General features: G+C 70.5%; 13 protein-coding genes. 7 read left to right on the top strand and 6 right to left on the bottom strand.

The features are described from left to right. The first annotated feature begins 157 nt into the window (after positions 1-157). Together ACI2LP_RS21400 and ACI2LP_RS21395 are read left to right on the top strand one after the other, a co-directional pair. Positions 158-865, top strand: coding sequence for a maleylpyruvate isomerase family mycothiol-dependent enzyme (locus ACI2LP_RS21400; protein ID WP_404726069.1), 708 nt, complete (start codon positions 158-160; stop codon positions 863-865). A gap of 9 nt (positions 866-874) precedes the next feature. Then, the gene (locus ACI2LP_RS21395; protein ID WP_404726068.1) at positions 875-1,531 is read left to right on the top strand and encodes an MBL fold metallo-hydrolase; all 657 of its coding nucleotides are present in this window, start codon (positions 875-877) and stop codon (positions 1,529-1,531) included. A 67-nt stretch (positions 1,532-1,598) separates the two neighbouring features. On the opposite strand, the gene ACI2LP_RS21390 is transcribed toward ACI2LP_RS21395, so the two are convergent. Next, positions 1,599-2,327 carry an alpha/beta hydrolase gene (locus tag ACI2LP_RS21390; protein ID WP_404726067.1) on the bottom strand — a complete coding sequence of 243 codons (729 nt, stop codon included), beginning with the start codon at positions 2,325-2,327 and terminating at the stop codon, positions 1,599-1,601. 47 nt (positions 2,328-2,374) lie between these two features. Here ACI2LP_RS21390 and ACI2LP_RS21385 point away from each other — a divergent pair, with 47 nt between their 5' ends. Further along, positions 2,375-3,421, top strand: coding sequence for a S66 peptidase family protein (locus ACI2LP_RS21385; protein WP_404726066.1), 1,047 nt, complete (start codon positions 2,375-2,377; stop codon positions 3,419-3,421). Between the two features lie 258 nt (positions 3,422-3,679). Here ACI2LP_RS21385 and ACI2LP_RS21380 read toward each other — a convergent pair whose 3' ends face one another. From ACI2LP_RS21380 to ACI2LP_RS21360, 5 genes are all read right to left on the bottom strand, one after another. After that, positions 3,680-4,714 (bottom strand): TerC/Alx family metal homeostasis membrane protein, encoded by a 1,035-nt coding sequence (locus ACI2LP_RS21380; RefSeq protein ID WP_404726065.1) that lies wholly within the window; start codon positions 4,712-4,714, stop codon positions 3,680-3,682. A gap of 222 nt (positions 4,715-4,936) precedes the next feature. After that, on the bottom strand, positions 4,937-6,910 hold the full coding sequence (locus tag ACI2LP_RS21375; RefSeq protein ID WP_404726064.1) for a TerD family protein: 1,974 nt from the start codon (positions 6,908-6,910) through the stop codon (positions 4,937-4,939). Between the two features lie 121 nt (positions 6,911-7,031). Further along, positions 7,032-7,610: a TerD family protein gene (locus ACI2LP_RS21370; protein WP_360873824.1), complete on the bottom strand. Its 579-nt coding sequence runs from the start codon at positions 7,608-7,610 to the stop codon at positions 7,032-7,034. 140 nt (positions 7,611-7,750) lie between these two features. Continuing rightward, entirely contained in the window at positions 7,751-9,871 is a 2,121-nt protein-coding gene (gene uvrB / locus ACI2LP_RS21365) for an excinuclease ABC subunit UvrB (protein WP_404726063.1), read from the bottom strand. Between the two features lie 86 nt (positions 9,872-9,957). Then, positions 9,958-10,836, bottom strand: a complete 879-nt coding sequence (locus ACI2LP_RS21360; protein ID WP_404726062.1) for an MHYT domain-containing protein — start codon at positions 10,834-10,836, stop codon at positions 9,958-9,960. 243 nt (positions 10,837-11,079) lie between these two features. On the opposite strand from ACI2LP_RS21360, the gene ACI2LP_RS21355 reads away from it, so the two are divergent. The 4 genes from ACI2LP_RS21355 (at position 11,080) to ACI2LP_RS21340 (ending at position 15,174) form a co-directional block, all read left to right on the top strand. Next, entirely contained in the window at positions 11,080-11,970 is an 891-nt protein-coding gene (locus ACI2LP_RS21355; protein ID WP_404726061.1) for a glycerophosphodiester phosphodiesterase, read from the top strand. A gap of 59 nt (positions 11,971-12,029) precedes the next feature. Next, positions 12,030-12,560, top strand: a complete 531-nt coding sequence (locus tag ACI2LP_RS21350; protein WP_404726060.1) for a methylated-DNA--[protein]-cysteine S-methyltransferase — start codon at positions 12,030-12,032, stop codon at positions 12,558-12,560. A gap of 325 nt (positions 12,561-12,885) precedes the next feature. After that, positions 12,886-14,145, top strand: coding sequence for an MFS transporter (locus tag ACI2LP_RS21345; protein ID WP_404726059.1), 1,260 nt, complete (start codon positions 12,886-12,888; stop codon positions 14,143-14,145). Positions 14,146-14,241: 96 nt separating this feature from the next. Beyond that, complete coding sequence (locus ACI2LP_RS21340; protein ID WP_404726058.1) at positions 14,242-15,174, top strand: pseudouridine-5'-phosphate glycosidase; 933 nt, start codon at positions 14,242-14,244, stop codon at positions 15,172-15,174. The last annotated feature ends 17 nt before the right edge of the window (positions 15,175-15,191 follow it).

Here is a 15,191-nt window from a genome sequence, read left to right as displayed (position 1 = left end):
CCCCCGTCCCAGACTCTTCCAGCCTATGGGGGGCCGCCAGATCGATGAATGCCTAACAACCAAGGATGCCTCCACTGAGCCTATAGCACGCGCATTCGATTTTCGGCCGCCGTCTGACACCTTCACCCGATCGTGTGCCGGGACTATCGTCGGCACCATGATCGATCCCCTGCGTGACCTGGCCTCTCTACGCGAAGCCACCGACCGGCTCCTCACCGCAGTCACCGCGCTGGACGACGGCGCCGTCGCCGGCCCCTCGCGGCTGCCGGGCTGGAGCCGCGGCCATGTGCTGGCCCATCTCTCCCGTAACGCCGACGCGCTAGTGAATGTTCTCGAGGGCCGCCCGATGTATGCCAGCGCCGAGGCACGTGAGGCGGACATCGAGCGGGACGCGCCCCGCCCCCTAGCGGTCCAGCTCGCCGACGTACGCGAGTCCGCCGCCGGCTTCCAGGACGTGGGCGCCGTCCCCGCCGACTGGGGTCGCACCGTCGAGCTGCGCAACGGCATCACCGACGCCGCGGCCCGCGTCCCCTTCCGCCGTCTCGTCGAGGTGGAGCTGCACCATGTCGACCTGGACATCGGCTACGAGCTGGAGGACCTGCCCGAGGAGTTCACCGACCGGGAGATCACCTTCCTCGCCGAGCGTTTCTCCGGCCGCCCGGACGTCCCGCCGACGCGGATCGTGGCGAGCGACCGGGACCCAAGTGCCAAGGACGCCGGCGACTGGCACACGGGCGGCACGGACGGCACCCCGGTGACGGTCACAGGACCAGCCCCCGTGCTGCTCGGCTGGCTCGCGGGACGCCGCGACGGGGCGGGGCTGGACACCGCCGGCGCCCTGCTGCCGAAGCTGCCCCCGCTATAGGCTGAGACCATGACGTACAGCGGAGTGGTGAAGGTCGGCGGCCGGGCTGATGTGCACGAGTTGACGTCTCTGATGATCTCCAAGGTCGCGGTCGGTCCGATGGACAACAACAGCTATCTGCTGCGCTGTCGGACCACCGGCGAGCAGCTGCTGATCGACGCGGCCAACGAGCCCGAGACCCTGCTCCATCTGATCGGCGACGACTCCATCGCGTCCGTCGTCACCACCCACCGCCACGGCGACCACTGGCAGGCGCTGGCCGAGGTCGTCGAGGCGACCGGCGCCCGCACGTATGCCGGACGGTACGACGCGGAGGGCATCCCCGTCCCGACCGATGTGCCGGTCGAGGACGGGGACACGATCCGGGTCGGCCGGGTCGAACTGACCGCCCGTCATCTCGTCGGACACACCCCCGGCTCGATCGCGCTGGTCTACGACGACCCGCACGGTCCGCCGCACGTCTTCACCGGCGACTGCCTCTTCCCGGGCGGGGTCGGCAACACCTTCAAGGATCCCGAGGCCTTCGCCAGTCTCATCCACGACGTGGAGACGAAGCTCTTCGACGTGCTGCCGGACGAGACGTGGGTCTACCCGGGCCACGGCAAGGACACGACGCTGGGCGACGAGCGGCCGCATCTGCCCCAGTGGCGCGAGCGCGGCTGGTAGCGCGGGCGGGCCTCGGGCCGGGCCGGCAGCTCACCCGCCGGTCCCGTACGCCGCCCCTCAGCCGCCGTCAGCCGCCGTCCAAGGACGGGACGTCGCTCGGCCCCAGGTCGTCGAAGCGCTCCGCCACCGTCGGCGGCAGCGGCCCCAGCCGCAGCAGCCCGGTGACCAGCCGGGTGGTGAGCGCGTGCCAGGCGCCGGCCCGGCGGAGCATCGCATGGTCGCCGCCCGGCAGCCGCAGCGCACAGGACTCGGCGCCCGCGGCGCGTGCCCTGGCCGCCAGCTCCCAGGAGCCGCGCGGGTCGGTCACCCGGTCGCGGTCGCCGTGCACCAAGACGATGCGTTTGCCCGCCAGATGCTCCACCGGCTCTCCGTCGGGGCACCACGGGGCGAGGCCGACGACCGCCTCGACCAGGGGATGGCTCGCGGCGCGCAGGGCAGCTCGTCCTCCCATCGAGTGCCCGACCAGGACGACGGGCACGGGCCCGGTCAGCAAGGCCAGTTCGTCCAGGGCGCGCAGCGCGTCCTGGGCCGCGTCGGAACGCACTCCGTTCCAGCCGCGATGGCGGTAGCGGACCGCGCCGAGCACCACGTCGTCGTCGATGGTGGCGCGTGCGATGGCCCGGGCGAAGGGGCGCATCCGGGCCCCGGGCAGATTCAGCTGCGGAGGCGGCTCCAGCGCGTCGGCGCGGCCGCCGTGCAACAGCACAACGGCGGCCCGCGGCGGTTCGGCGGCGCGGTCGAGCCGCAGGGCGGGGGCGGGCAGGCGCTCCTCTTCCCGGGTGCGTATGGCTGTCACATCCAATCCATTGTCCCGGGGCGACGGTACCCGGCTACGCTCCGATCATGACGGAGCCCGCCTATCCTCCCAAGCCCCGCCCCGGCGACCGGATCGCCGTACTCTCGCCGTCCAGTGGACTGCCCGGTCTGCTGCCCCTGCCGTACGAACTCGGTCTCTCCCGGCTGCGGAACGACTTCGGCCTTGAGCCGGTGGAGTACCCGACGACCCGGAGGATGGGCTCGACACCGCAGGAGCGCGCCGACGACATTCACGCCGCCTTCGCCGACCCCGATATCAAGGCGGTCGTCGCGAGCATCGGCGGGGACGACCAGATCACCGTGCTGCCGCTGCTCGACCGGGAGTTGATCCGGGCGAACCCGAAGCCTTTCTTCGGCTTCAGCGACAACACCGCACTGCACTGCTACCTCTGGAACACCGGAATCGTCAGCTATCACGGCGGAAGTGTGATGTGCGAGTTCGGCCGACCAGTGGCCATGGCACCGCTGACCGCCGACTCGCTGCGGGCCGCGCTGTTCACCTCCGGTCCGTACGAACTGCGGCCCGCCGAACGGTTCGGGGTCATCAACGGCGACTGGGCGGACCCTGCGACCTTCGAGGCCGAGCCGGAGACCGAAGCGGGTGACGGCTGGATCTGGCACCGGCCCGAGACGGTCGTGGAGGGACGCTCCTGGGGCGGCAATCTGGAGATCCTGTCCTGGCTGCTGATGGCGGACCGAGAGATCCGGGCGGAGCTCTCGGCGTACGACTGCGGCGTGCTGGTCCTTGAGACCTCCGAGGAACTGCCGTCCGCTCAGGAGGTGTTCCGGATTCTGCGCAACATGGGCGAGCGCGGGCTGCTGCGGCGCTTCCCCGCGCTGCTGATGGGCCGTCCCAAGACCTGGTCGTTCGCCAAGCCGCAGGATGAGAAGGAACGGGAGCGGTACACACGTGAGCAGCGCGAGTCGGTGCTGCGGGCGCTGAGCACGTATGCGCCGGAGACGATGGCCGTCTTCGATGTCGACCTCGGACACACCGATCCCCAGCTGATCGTGCCGTACGGCGGGACGGTTCGCGTCGACGGGCCCGGTCGGCGCATCACCGTGACGTACTGATGGATCCGCACGAGGTCGGGGTTCCCCCGACTGCTTGAGCGCCCTCGTCAGGACGGCAGCGCGGCCGTCACCACCAGCCCGCCGCCCTCTCGGGGACGGGCCGTGGCGGTGCCGCCGTGCGCGCGGGTCACGGCGCGCACGACGGACAGGCCGGCCGTAACAGGCCGTCTCAGGGGCCGCCGACGGGGGCGCCCCTGCGGGGGAGGCACCGGCGGGGTGCGGCGGCAATGCCGTCCGCGCCCCTGCCCGGGAGGTGCCTCAGGCCTCGACGCTGTCCTTCACAGAGCCTTCGGCCGAGTCGGCCGTCTGGGGTGTCCCGGCCCCCCGGGCCGACTCCGCCGCCTCCCGCTCCGCCTGCTTCTTCGACGCGATCAGGCTGGTGATCGTGGTGACGATCAGCACGCCGCAGATGACCGCCAGCGAGAACGGAATCGAGATCTCGGGGACATGCACCCCGCTCTCGTGCAGAGCGTGCAGCACCAGCTTGACCCCGATGAAGCCGAGAATCACCGACAGGCCGTAGCTGAGGTGGACCAGCTTCCTGAGCAGTCCGCCGATGAGGAAGTACAGCTGGCGCAGACCCATCAGCGCGAAGGCGTTCGCGGTGAAGACGATGTACGGATCCTGGGTCAGGCCGAAGATCGCGGGTATGGAGTCCAGCGCGAACAGCACATCGGTGGTGCCGATGGCCAGCATGACCACCATCAGCGGCGTCAGCACACGCTTGCCGTTATTGCGTATGAAGAGCTTGGTGCCGTGGTACCTGTCGGCGACGCCGAAGCGGTTCTCGATGGACTTCAGCAGGCGGTTCTCCTCGAACTCCTCATCCTCGTCGTCGGATCGCGCCTCCTGGATGAGCTTCCAGGCGGTGTAGATCAGGAACGCGCCGAAGATGTAGAAGACCCACGCGAAGCTGGCGATGATCGCGGCGCCTGCGGCGATGAAGATGGCGCGCAGGACCAGGGCTATCAGTACGCCGACGAGCAGCACGCGCTGCTGCAGATGGGACGGCACCGAGAACTTCGCCATGATCAGCACAAAGACAAAGAGGTTGTCGACGCTGAGCGACTTCTCGGTGATGAAGCCCGCGAAGAACTCGCCCGACATCTGGCTGTTGCCGAAGATCAGCAGGCCGAGGCCGAAGAGGGCGGCCAGAACGATCCAGACGACGGTCCAGATTCCGGCTTCCTTGATCGACACGTCATGGGGCTTGCGCCCGATGAAGAAGTCGACTGCGATCAAGGCGCTGAGACCAAGAATGGTCAGCGCCCACAGGGTGATTGAAACGTCCACTGCGCCTCCGGCGTCGTACGGCTACTGATCAGCGTCGTCGCTGCCGGAGGTCTCCTCCACCCGCCGCGGCCTCTGCTGCCGCGGGCCGGCGCCCCGGGACCGATGCCGGTCCGTACTGACGGGAACGCCGCAGCCGGGAGTACTCCCCTCCGCCCAAAGAACGGTACAGGAAACCCCAAGGGAAGGTAAAGAGCTTGGTAAAGCGAACTTCAAGTACGCAGGTCAGCGCCGCCAGTTTCGACGGGCGGCGACCATCTGGTCCAGCACCTGGCGGAGCACGGCACTGCCCGCCGGTACGGTCAGCGGCTCGTACGTCCAGGCGTGCCGCACCCACGGATCGGCCAGATGGTCGTCCGGGACCGGCGTGAGGCGCAGCAGGGAGCGCCACAGCGGGTCGAGTACCGGGCCGTAGGCGCTTGCGTCCTCTCGGTCCGCGACCATCATCAGATGGACGCCGACCGCCGGGCCCTCGTCGGCGAGATACCGCAGCTGGTTGACCGCCCGGTCGTCGAAACCGTGCGGGAAGTCGTTGACGATCAGCAGCTGCTCCCCCGTGTCCAGATCCGGCGGCAGCGCGTCGGCCGCGCCGCCGCGCACCGCCATCGTCACCAGGTCGACCCGCTGGGTGAGCTTGGCGAGCGTGGCGCTCACGCCCTGGGCGCCGGCCGCGGGCGGCCCGGCCAGGGCGCCGGATTCGACCAGCGGGGCAAGCGAGGCGGCCGCAGCGCCCGCCGGGTCGATGACATGGACGGAGAAGTCGCCCGGCGGGTAGACCGCCAGCAGCCTGGCCGCATGCGCGACGGCGGAGTCCATGGCCAGCCTGCGCAGCTGTGCGTCGTCGAGCGCCATCGCGGCCTCGGATCCGGCCCGTCCGCTGTCCACCCACAGCCCGCGCTCCAAGGGCAGCCGCACCAGCAGCGGGATCCGCAGTTCGGGACTCTCGGGCAGCTGGAGATCGCCGAGGCGCACCGCCATCGGGACCTCCATCGGGACGCGGTACGCGTGCCAGACGGGGTTGTCCCAGCGGGCGAACGCGGGCGGCAGGGCGGGCTCGACGACGGCCGACTCGGCGGTGAGCTGGGCCAGGTCACGGTCGAGGGCCTGGCGGGCCTGGTCGGTCAGCTGCTCGCACTTCGCGCGGGCCGCCTCGCGGGCCGCGTCCCCGGCGCCGCCGATGCGGCTGCGCGGGTCGGACAGCGCCTGGTCGAGTTCCTTGTCCATCCGGGTCTCGGCGAAGTCGACGGCGCTGCGGTACGCGGCGACCGCGCGGGCCAGATCCTCGAACATGCCCCAGATCTGGTTGTACAGCCGCTCCTCCATGGACCAGCCGGTGGCATCGCCCGCGACGGGCGGGGCGGGCTGACCGGGCTGGGCCGGTGGCGCTGCCGGGGGCGGCGGCGGGGGCGCGACGGACTGCCGGCGCGGATGCGAGTAGTCGATGGGCCCGCCCGGTGCCGGCGGAGCGTCGGGCGTGGGCGTCTGCTGAGGACCCGTGGAACCGGGCTGCTGGCCGGGGGACGAGATGCCGTCGGGAAGCGTGGCGTCCGGCCCGGGCGCGGTCGTCTGGTCGGGACGCGGCAAGTCCGGCCTGATGTAGGCGCCGTCGGCGGCGCTCGTCCGCAGCTGTGCCGGTTCCGCCCGCGGCGTGCGCAGCGTCCCCGCCGACCCCTGGATGTCCGCGGCCCTCTCCAGGGCGGTGGCCAGCCCCTGGTCGGCCAGCAGCTGCGCGAGTCCGCCCGCGTACCCCTGGCCCACCGCGCGCACCTTCCAGGCGCCCTGGCGGCGGTAGAGCTCGACCGCGACCAGCGCGGTCTCGCTGTCCAGGCCGGTGATGGTGAAGCTGGCCAGCTCGGCGTCGTCCCGGCCGGTGACGGCGACAAAAGGGGCAGCGGTGGCGCCGAAGTGGGCCGGGCCGCCGGGCCCTTCGGGGAGTGCGAGCAGCACATTGACCTGGTGCACCGCCTCCGGCACCGCAGCCAGGTCGACGGTGAACCGGGGCGCTTCGGTGGCCCGCCGGGGCACCTCGAGCCCGGGCAGTGTGGGCGCGCCGGGGTGCGCGATCCATTCGTCGTGTACGGCCCCCTGCGCGTCGGAGCAGGTGGCGCAGGCCACGACGGGGTGGCCGGCTGACACCCGGATCTCCAGGCGGGTGTCGGGCAAGGGGTGGTTCTGCCCCCGGACCAGCTCGGCCGTCATCGCTCTGTCCCCTTCAGTGCTGTGCGGTGGTGGTGAGCGGGACAGCTCCCGGCGGCCTGATGCCGCCGGGAGCTGCGTGTCTTCCGTACGAGCCGTGCTGAAGGTCCGTACGAGCCCGCGCCTACAGGTGCGGCAGGATCGCCGGCATCAGGTCCTGGAAGGTACGGCCGTTGGCGGGGTTGCCGAGGGCAGTCATCTGCCAGCCGCCGCCCACCCGGTGCACCTTCGCCATGATCTGCGCGGTGTAGTTGCCGCCGCCGTCCAGCGTGTAGCGGGCGAGCTCCTGGCCGTTGGTCTCGTCGACGATGCGACAGAAGGCGTTCTGCACCTCCTGGAACGTCTGGCCGGTGAAGGAGTTCACCGTGAAGACGATCTGGTCGATGTGGACCGGCACGCGCTGCAGGTCGACGAGGATCGCCTCGTCGTCGCCGCCCGAGCCCGCGCCGCCGACCAGGTTGTCGCCGGTGTGCTTGACCGAACCGTCATCGCTGACGAGGTGGCGGAAGAAGACCACGTCCACCGGCTGCTTGTCGGCGAACAGCACCGCCGACGCGTCCAGGTCGATCTCCCTGGTGCGCGAGCCGAAAAGACCGCGGCGCGGCGCCGCCTGCCAGCCGAGCCCCATCCGCACTGCGGTGAGGGTGCCCCCGTCGCTCTTCTGCAGGCTGATGGCCTGACCCTTGGTCATGTTGACCGTCACGCGCTGTCCCCTTCTCCCGAATAGCTGCCGCCCATATGTGCGGTTGTCCTGCACCCTACGCAGTGGCGCCAATGACGCAGCACAATTGGCTGGTTTTTGTGTCGGTCTTGAGACACACCACGGGGAACGCACCAGGTCCCCTAGGCGAGACCGGCCTCCTTCATCTGGCGCAGCTCCTTCTTCAGCTCGCTCACCTCGTCACGCAGCCGCGCTGCGATCTCGAACTGCAGGTCGGCGGCCGCGGCCCGCATCCTGTCTGTCATCTCCTCGATGATCCCGGCCAGTTCGGCGGCGGGACGGTCGGTGAGCACCTCGCCCTTCTTGCCGGCGCTCTTGCCAAGTGCCGGGACGGGGGCCTTGGCGCCCTTGCCGGGCTTCTCGGCCTTCGTCTGCCGGTAGCCGGTGCCGAGCAGTTCCTCGGTGTCGACCTCCTCGCGTGCGATGGTCGCGACGATGTCGTTGATCTTCTTACGGAGCGGCTGAGGGTCGATGCCGCGCTCGGTGTTGTATGCGACCTGCTTCTCCCGGCGGCGGTTGGTCTCATCGATCGCTTGCGCCATCGCCGGGGTGATGGTGTCCGCGTACATATGGACCTGGCCGGAGACATTGCGCGCCGCGCGGCCGATGGTCTGGATCAGCGAGGTGCCGGAGCGCAGAAAGCCCTGCTTGTCGGCATCGAGGATGGCCACCAGGGACACCTCGGGCAGGTCGAGGCCCTCCCGCAGCAGGTTGATGCCGACCAGGACGTCGTACTCACCGGCGCGCAGTTCGCGCAGCAGCTCGACCCGGCGCAGGGTGTCGACGTCGCTGTGCAGATACCGGACCTGGATGCCCAGCTCCAGGAAGTAGTCGGTGAGGTCCTCGGCCATCTTCTTGGTGAGCGTGGTGACCAGGACGCGCTCGTTCTTCTCGGTGCGCTCGCGGATCTCGTGGACCAGGTCGTCGATCTGGCCCTCGGTGGGCTTGACGACGACTTCCGGGTCGATCAGGCCGGTGGGGCGGATGATCTGCTCCACGAAGCCGTCGCCGCGGGACAGTTCGTACTTGCCGGGGGTGGCGGAGAGATAGACGGTCTGGCCGATCCGCTGCTGGAACTCCTCCCACTTGAGCGGGCGGTTGTCGAGCGCGGAGGGCAGCCGGAAGCCGTGGTCGACGAGCGTGCGCTTGCGGGATGCGTCGCCCTCGTACATCGCGCCGATCTGGGGCACGGTCACATGCGACTCGTCGATGACGAGCAGGAAGTCCTCGGGGAAGTAGTCGAGGAGGGTGTTGGGCGCCGTGCCGGGCTCGCGGTCGTCGAAGTGCATCGAGTAGTTCTCGACTCCGGAGCAGGAGCCGATCTGGCGCAGCATCTCGATGTCGTACGTGGTGCGCATCCGCAGCCGCTGGGACTCGAGCAGCTTGCCCTGCTTGTCCAGCTCGGCGAGGCGCTCCTCGAGCTCCTTCTCGATGCCGTTGATGGCCTTCTCCATGCGCTCCGGGCCCGCCACATAGTGGCTGGCCGGGAAGACGTACAGCGACTCGTCCTCGCTGATGATCTCGCCGGTGAGCGGATGGAGGGTGGACAGGGCCTCGATCTCGTCGCCGAACATCTCGATGCGGACGGCGAGCTCCTCGTAGACCGGGAAGATCTCGATGGTGTCGCCGCGGACCCGGAAGGTGCCGCGCGCGAAGGCCACGTCGTTGCGCGTGTACTGGATGTCGACGAAGCGGCGCAGCAGCTGGTCGCGGTCGATCTCGTCGCCGACCTTGAGGGGGACCATCCGGTCGACGTACTCCTGCGGGGTGCCGAGGCCGTAGATGCACGAGACGGAGGCGACCACGATCACATCGCGCCGGGTGAGCAGCGAGTTCGTCGCGGAGTGGCGCAGCCGCTCGACCTCCTCGTTGATCGAGGAGTCCTTCTCGATGTAGGTGTCCGACTGCGGGACGTACGCCTCGGGCTGGTAGTAGTCGTAGTACGAGACGAAGTACTCCACCGCGTTGTTCGGCAGGAGCTCGCGGAACTCGTTCGCCAGCTGGGCGGCCAGGGTCTTGTTCGGCGCCATCACCAGGGTGGGGCGCTGAAGCTTCTCGATCATCCAGGCGGTGGTCGCCGACTTGCCGGTGCCGGTCGCGCCGAGCAGGACGACATCCTTCTCACCGGCACTGATACGCCGCTCCAGGTCGGCGATGGCCGTCGGCTGGTCGCCGCTGGGCTGGTAGGAACTGACGACCTCGAAGGGCGCCACCGTACGTTCGATCTTGGAAACGGGCCGCATGGATCCACCGTACGACCCACCACTGACAACCGGGCCCCGGTCACGGATCAGGCGGTCACCGGTCATGTGCACGGATCGGGCGGTGGTCACCAGTCCCGGGCACGCGGCGGCTCCTGGCGTGCGGACCGGTCGGCCGCCCAGCCCACGGGCGCCCTGAGCGGTCCCTGGGCCCGCTGGGCGGGAACCCCCGGGCGGGCGGGCTCCCCGTCGGCCGGCCGCCCCCAGTCCGGCTCGCCCATCACCAGCAGCGGATCGAACATCACCACGACCCCGGCGAGGAGCAGGAAGACCACCGGACCGACCATCATGGGCGCGAGCAGAGTGGCGGGCGAGTCCCCGGTGCCTGCGGATCCCGCGGCTCCGTGCAGATGCACGCTGACGGCCGCCATGCCCGTGTAGTGCATGCCGCTCACCGCCACACCCATCACGAGGCTGGCGCCCAGGCTCGCCAGGAAGCCGTGGACGGACACTGCCGCCCACAGAGCGGTCGTGGCGGCGACGACGGCTATCACCACCGAGAGACAGACGGTCAGGGTGTCGTACTCGAGGCGTCCCTGTAGTCGCATTCCGGCCATGCCGAGGTAGTGCATGGAGGCCACTCCGAGGCCCGTGATGGTGCCTCCGGTGACAAGAGCCATGGGGGTCGCACCGCGATACCCCACTATGAAGATCCCGATACCGACCATGACGATCGCGACAACAAGGCTGGCGAAGGTGGTCGGCCGGTCATAGCCGATCGGAGCCTCGGCGACGGTGAAGCCCATCATCGCGACGAAGTGCATGGTCCAGATTCCGGAGCCGATCGCGAGCGCGCCCAGGGCGAGCCAGCCGGGCTTGAAAGAGCGCCGGTTGCGGACGGATCTGGTCGTGCAGCGCAGGCCGAGGGCCCCGCCGAGGCAGGCCGTGGCGTAAGCCGCCACGGGTGTGACGAGGCCGTAGCTGAATCCGTCGACAGTCCCCTGCATGCCGATACGCCCTTCGCTCCTTGTGATCCCCGTGATCCCTGACGGAACGTCTGGTCCGGGGCCGAGAGTATGGCTCTCGCCACGCCAAGCAAACAATTGAACAGAGATTTATCGACACGGAAACCGTCAGGCGATGCGTTCTGGGCCGATGCGTTCAGGTTCTGGCCATACTTCGCCTGTTCCTCGTTGGTTGTCGACTGTCACCCTCTGCCCGTCCGTAACCCGACGCCGTAAGGAGTCCAGGTGTACGCACGATCCGCCGCAGCAACGGCCGCCGCCGTCCTGGGGGTCAGCTCGCTGCTGCTGCCCGGCCCGTCGGTCGCGGCCGCGCCGTCCGCGACCCGGCCGGCCGGCCGGCACGGTGAGCCCCTTGTGATCGCCCACCGCGGAGCCTGCGCGTATGCGCCGGAGAACACCCTCGCGGCCGTCGACCTCGCCGCCGACATGGGCTTCTCCTGGGTGGAGAACGACGTCCAGCGCACCAAGGACGGCGAGCTGGTGGTCATCCACGACGACAACCTGGCAAGGACCACGGATGTGGAACAGCGCTTCCCAGGGCGCGCGCCGTGGAAGGTCAAGGACTTCGCGGCCGCGGAGATCGCGACGCTGGACGCCGGCAGCTGGTTCGGGGCCAAGTGGGCGGGGGCGCGGGTGCCGACGCTCACGCAGTATCTGAACCGGGTCGACGACAACGGCCAGAAGTTGCTCCTGGAGATCAAGAAGCCCGAGGCGTATCCGGGCATCGAGAAGGACACTCTGCGGGTGCTGCGCGCACAGGGCTGGCTCGACCGCGCCCATGTCACGCACAAGCTGGTCATCCAGAGTTTCGGCGCGGACAGCGTGAAGGCGATGCACCGGCAGCGACCGGACATCAGCACCGGCTTCCTCGGTACGCCCGCGGTCGCCGATCTGCCCGCGTACGCGGCCTTCACCGACCAGATCAATCCGACGCACACATCGCTCTCCGCCGAGTACGTGGCCGCGGTGCACGCACTGAAGGGCCCGCACGGCAAGCGGCTGCGGGTCAACACCTGGACGGTGAACGACGCGACGGGCGCGGTGCGGGTGGACGGCTTCGGGGTGGACGGCATCATCACCAACTACCCGGACGTCGTACGGGACGCGCTGAGCTGAAACCGGCGCTGACCAGGCACGGACCGGCACTGTCAGTGGCCGGTCGTACGGTGGTCCGCATGAAGAGCTTCGAGTGGACCGTCGTGGGCACGGACATCGGACCGCTGCTGCTCGCCGCGACCGACGAGGGTCTGGTGAGCGTGGTCTTCCATGCCGACGCGGCGGTGCGGGACAAGGCGCTCGGGCGGCTGGCGGGCCGCCTTGCCGCCGAGCCGGTGGAGGACTCGACGGGCCTGCTGGCCGAGCCGATACGTCAGCTGGAGGCGTATTTCGCGGGTGGGCTGCGGCAGTTCGACCTGCCGCTGGACTGGTCGCTGTCCGGCGGGTTCAACCGGAAGGTGCTCGGGGAGCTGGCGGACGGCGTGCCGTACGGCTCGGTCGTCGGCTACGGCGATCTGGCGGCCCGGGTGGGCGAGCCGGGCGCGGCGCAGGCCGTGGGCGCGGCGATGGGGTCCAATCCGCTGCCGGTGGTGGTGCCGTGCCACCGCGTGGTGGAGACGGACGGCGGGCTCGGCGGCTTCGGTGGCGGTCTGGAGACCAAGCGGAAGCTGCTGGCGCTGGAGGGGGTGCTGCCCGAGCCGCTGTTCTGACCGGAGGGCCGGACGAGCACCCGGACGGACAGGCGGAGGGCCCGGCGGGCGGACCGGCGGGCGGACGGACGGCCCGACGGGCGGGCGGATGGGCGGACGGACGGCCCGCGGTCGGACCGACGGGCGGACGGACGGCCCGACGGGCGGGCGGACGGACGGCCCGACGGGCGGGCGGACGGACGGGCGGCCGGGCGCCGGTGAATGCGGTTTCGTACGCGCGTACGGGCTGGCACACTGCGCCAGTGACCACCAGTCCTGACGCACCTGACATACCCCCTGCGCCCGGCACCACGGCCCCCGCCCCGGCGGCACCCGGGCGCTCGCGATGACCTCGATCGACAAGGCTGCTGCCCTCGCGCCCGTTTCGATGGACGAGCTGCCCGCGCTGCGGCGGCGTATCACCGCTGTGCTCATCGCCGGCCAGATACTCGGCGGGCTGGGCGTCGCCACCGGGATCGCGCTCGCCACCGTGCTGGCACAGCAGGTGAGTGGGACGGAGGCGCTGTCCGGGCTTGCGCCGACCGCGACCGTGACGGGGACCGCGCTGCTGTCCATGCCGCTCGCCGCGCTGATGACGGCACGCGGGCGGCGGCCGGGGCTCGTACTCGCCTATCTGCTCGGTGCGTTGGGCGCGGGCGTGGTCGTGCTCGCCGCGGTCGTGGAGAACTTTCCGCTGCTGCTGGTCGGCATGGCCCTCTTCGGCGCCGCTTCGTCGGCAAATCTGCAGTCACGCTTTGCGGCCGCCGATCTGGCCGAGCCCGAGCGGCGAGGACGAGCGATCTCCAATGTCGTGTGGGCGACCACGATCGGCGCGGTGCTCGGCCCCAATATCGCCGCGCCCGCGGGCCGCAGCGTCGCCGGTCTCGGCATACCGGCGGCCGCGGGGCCGTTCCTCTGGGCGGCCGGGGTCTTCCTGATCTCCGCGGTCCTGGTTCTCGTCCTGCTGCGCCCCGATCCGCTGCTCACCGCCCGGGCGCTCTCCCCTGCCGACCGTTCCCCCGAGGGGCGCTCGCTGCGGGCCGGGCTGCGGGCCGTACGCAAGTCTCCGATGGCCCGGCTCGCCCTTGTCACCGTCGCCGTCTCGCACACCGCCATGGTGTCGATCATGTCGATGACCCCGCTCGCGCTCAGCCACCACGGCGCGGGCATCGAGCTGATCGGCCTGGTGATCAGCGGTCATATCGCGGGCATGTATGCCTTCTCGCCGGTCATGGGCTGGCTGGCCGACCGCATCGGGCGGCTCGCCGTGATCGGTCTCGCGGTGGGGCTGCTCTGCTCGGCCGCACTGCTCGCCGGTACGGCGGGCGCCGCGCACGGACAGACCGCCGCCGGGCTCTTCGTACTCGGTCTCGGCTGGTCGGCGGGTCTGGTGTCCGGTTCGACCCTGCTCACCGACTCCGTGCCGCAGCCCGCCCGCGCGGCCGTCCAGGGCCTGTCCGACCTGACCATGAACACATCGGCGGGCATCGGCGGCGCGGCCGCCGGACTCATCGTGGCGCAGGCAAGCTACGGCTGGCTGAACGTCGTCGGCGCCTGTCTGCTGCTGCCGATGGCGGCCCTCGCGGCGCGCAGAGCGCTCGGCTGACGGGAGCCGGCGACGAGGGCGGGGGCGGACCGGCTGCCCTCTTGCCCGGGTGCGGCTGAGGGTTTGGGCGCGGCGCCTGTGTGCCAGAGATGGGACATGCTGCTGACCGAAGTCACCGAGGAAGTACAGGAAGCGCTGGCCGCCCACCGGCCCGTCGTCGCACTGGAGTCGACGATCATTGCGCACGGGCTGCCGCGTCCGCGCAATCTGGCCGTCGCCGAGGAACTGGAAGGGCTCGTACGGTCCGCGGGCGCCGTGCCCGCGACCATTGCCGTGCTGGACGGGAAGGTCCATGTCGGCCTGGACAAGAGCCAGTTGGAGCGGGTCGCGGGGGACGACGACGTACGCAAACTCGGGCACCGGGATCTCGCACCGGCGCTGGCGGCGGGGGTGAGCGGAGCCACGACGGTGTCGGCGACCGCGTTTTTGGCGTCGCGGGCCGGGATCCGGGTCTTCGCGACCGGCGGGCTCGGTGGAGTGCACCGCGAGTGGACCGAGACGCAGGACGAGTCGGCGGACCTGCGGGTCCTCGCGCAGACCCGGATCGCGGTGGTGTGCGCGGGCGTGAAGTCGGTGCTGGACGTACCGGCGACGCTGCAACGGCTGGAGACGCTGGGCGTCGGGATCGTCGGCTACGGCACCGACAGGTTCCCCGGCTTCTATCTGACCTCCTCCGGGGAACCGGTCGACTGGACGGTCCATACGCCGGAGGAGACGGCGGAGGTGATCCGGGCCCAGGACGCGCTCGGCGGGCCGGACGCGGCGCTGATTGTCGCGAATCCGGTGCCGGAGGCCGATCAGCTGGATCCGGCGCTGCACGACCGGGTGCTCGGCGAGGCGCTGGACGAGTGCCGGGAGCGGGGCATCGTGGGCCAGGCCGTGACCCCCTTCCTGCTCGACTATCTGATGCGGCTGACGGAGGGGGCTTCGCTGGAGGCCAATGTGGCGGCGGTGCGGGGCAATGTGCGGTTGGCGGCGCAGATCGCGGCAGCCTTGTGCGCCGGGACGCACTGGGTGGGGACCGTGTGAGCCGGGACGCGACGGGC

It is taken from the genome of Streptomyces sp. NPDC019890 (genome assembly GCF_044903445.1).
Taxonomy (GTDB): Bacteria; Actinomycetota; Actinomycetes; order Streptomycetales; family Streptomycetaceae; genus Streptomyces.
This window is presented reverse-complemented; position numbering and strand designations above follow the sequence as displayed.

Bases quoted from the DNA above. Each gene is read 5' to 3' on its own strand.
- ACI2LP_RS21400 (WP_404726069.1), top strand. From the start codon at position 158: ATGATCGATCCCCTGCGTGACCTGGCCTCTCTACGCGAAGCCACCGAC.
- ACI2LP_RS21395 (WP_404726068.1), top strand. From the start codon at position 875: ATGACGTACAGCGGAGTGGTGAAGGTCGGCGGCCGGGCTGATGTGCAC.
- ACI2LP_RS21385 (WP_404726066.1), top strand. From the start codon at position 2,375: ATGACGGAGCCCGCCTATCCTCCCAAGCCCCGCCCCGGCGACCGGATC.
- ACI2LP_RS21375 (WP_404726064.1), bottom strand. From the start codon at position 6,910: ATGACGGCCGAGCTGGTCCGGGGGCAGAACCACCCCTTGCCCGACACC.
- uvrB (WP_404726063.1), bottom strand. From the start codon at position 9,871: ATGCGGCCCGTTTCCAAGATCGAACGTACGGTGGCGCCCTTCGAGGTC.
- ACI2LP_RS21360 (WP_404726062.1), bottom strand. From the start codon at position 10,836: ATGCAGGGGACTGTCGACGGATTCAGCTACGGCCTCGTCACACCCGTG.
- ACI2LP_RS21350 (WP_404726060.1), top strand. From the start codon at position 12,030: ATGAAGAGCTTCGAGTGGACCGTCGTGGGCACGGACATCGGACCGCTG.
- ACI2LP_RS21345 (WP_404726059.1), top strand. From the start codon at position 12,886: ATGACCTCGATCGACAAGGCTGCTGCCCTCGCGCCCGTTTCGATGGAC.
- ACI2LP_RS21340 (WP_404726058.1), top strand. From the start codon at position 14,242: ATGCTGCTGACCGAAGTCACCGAGGAAGTACAGGAAGCGCTGGCCGCC.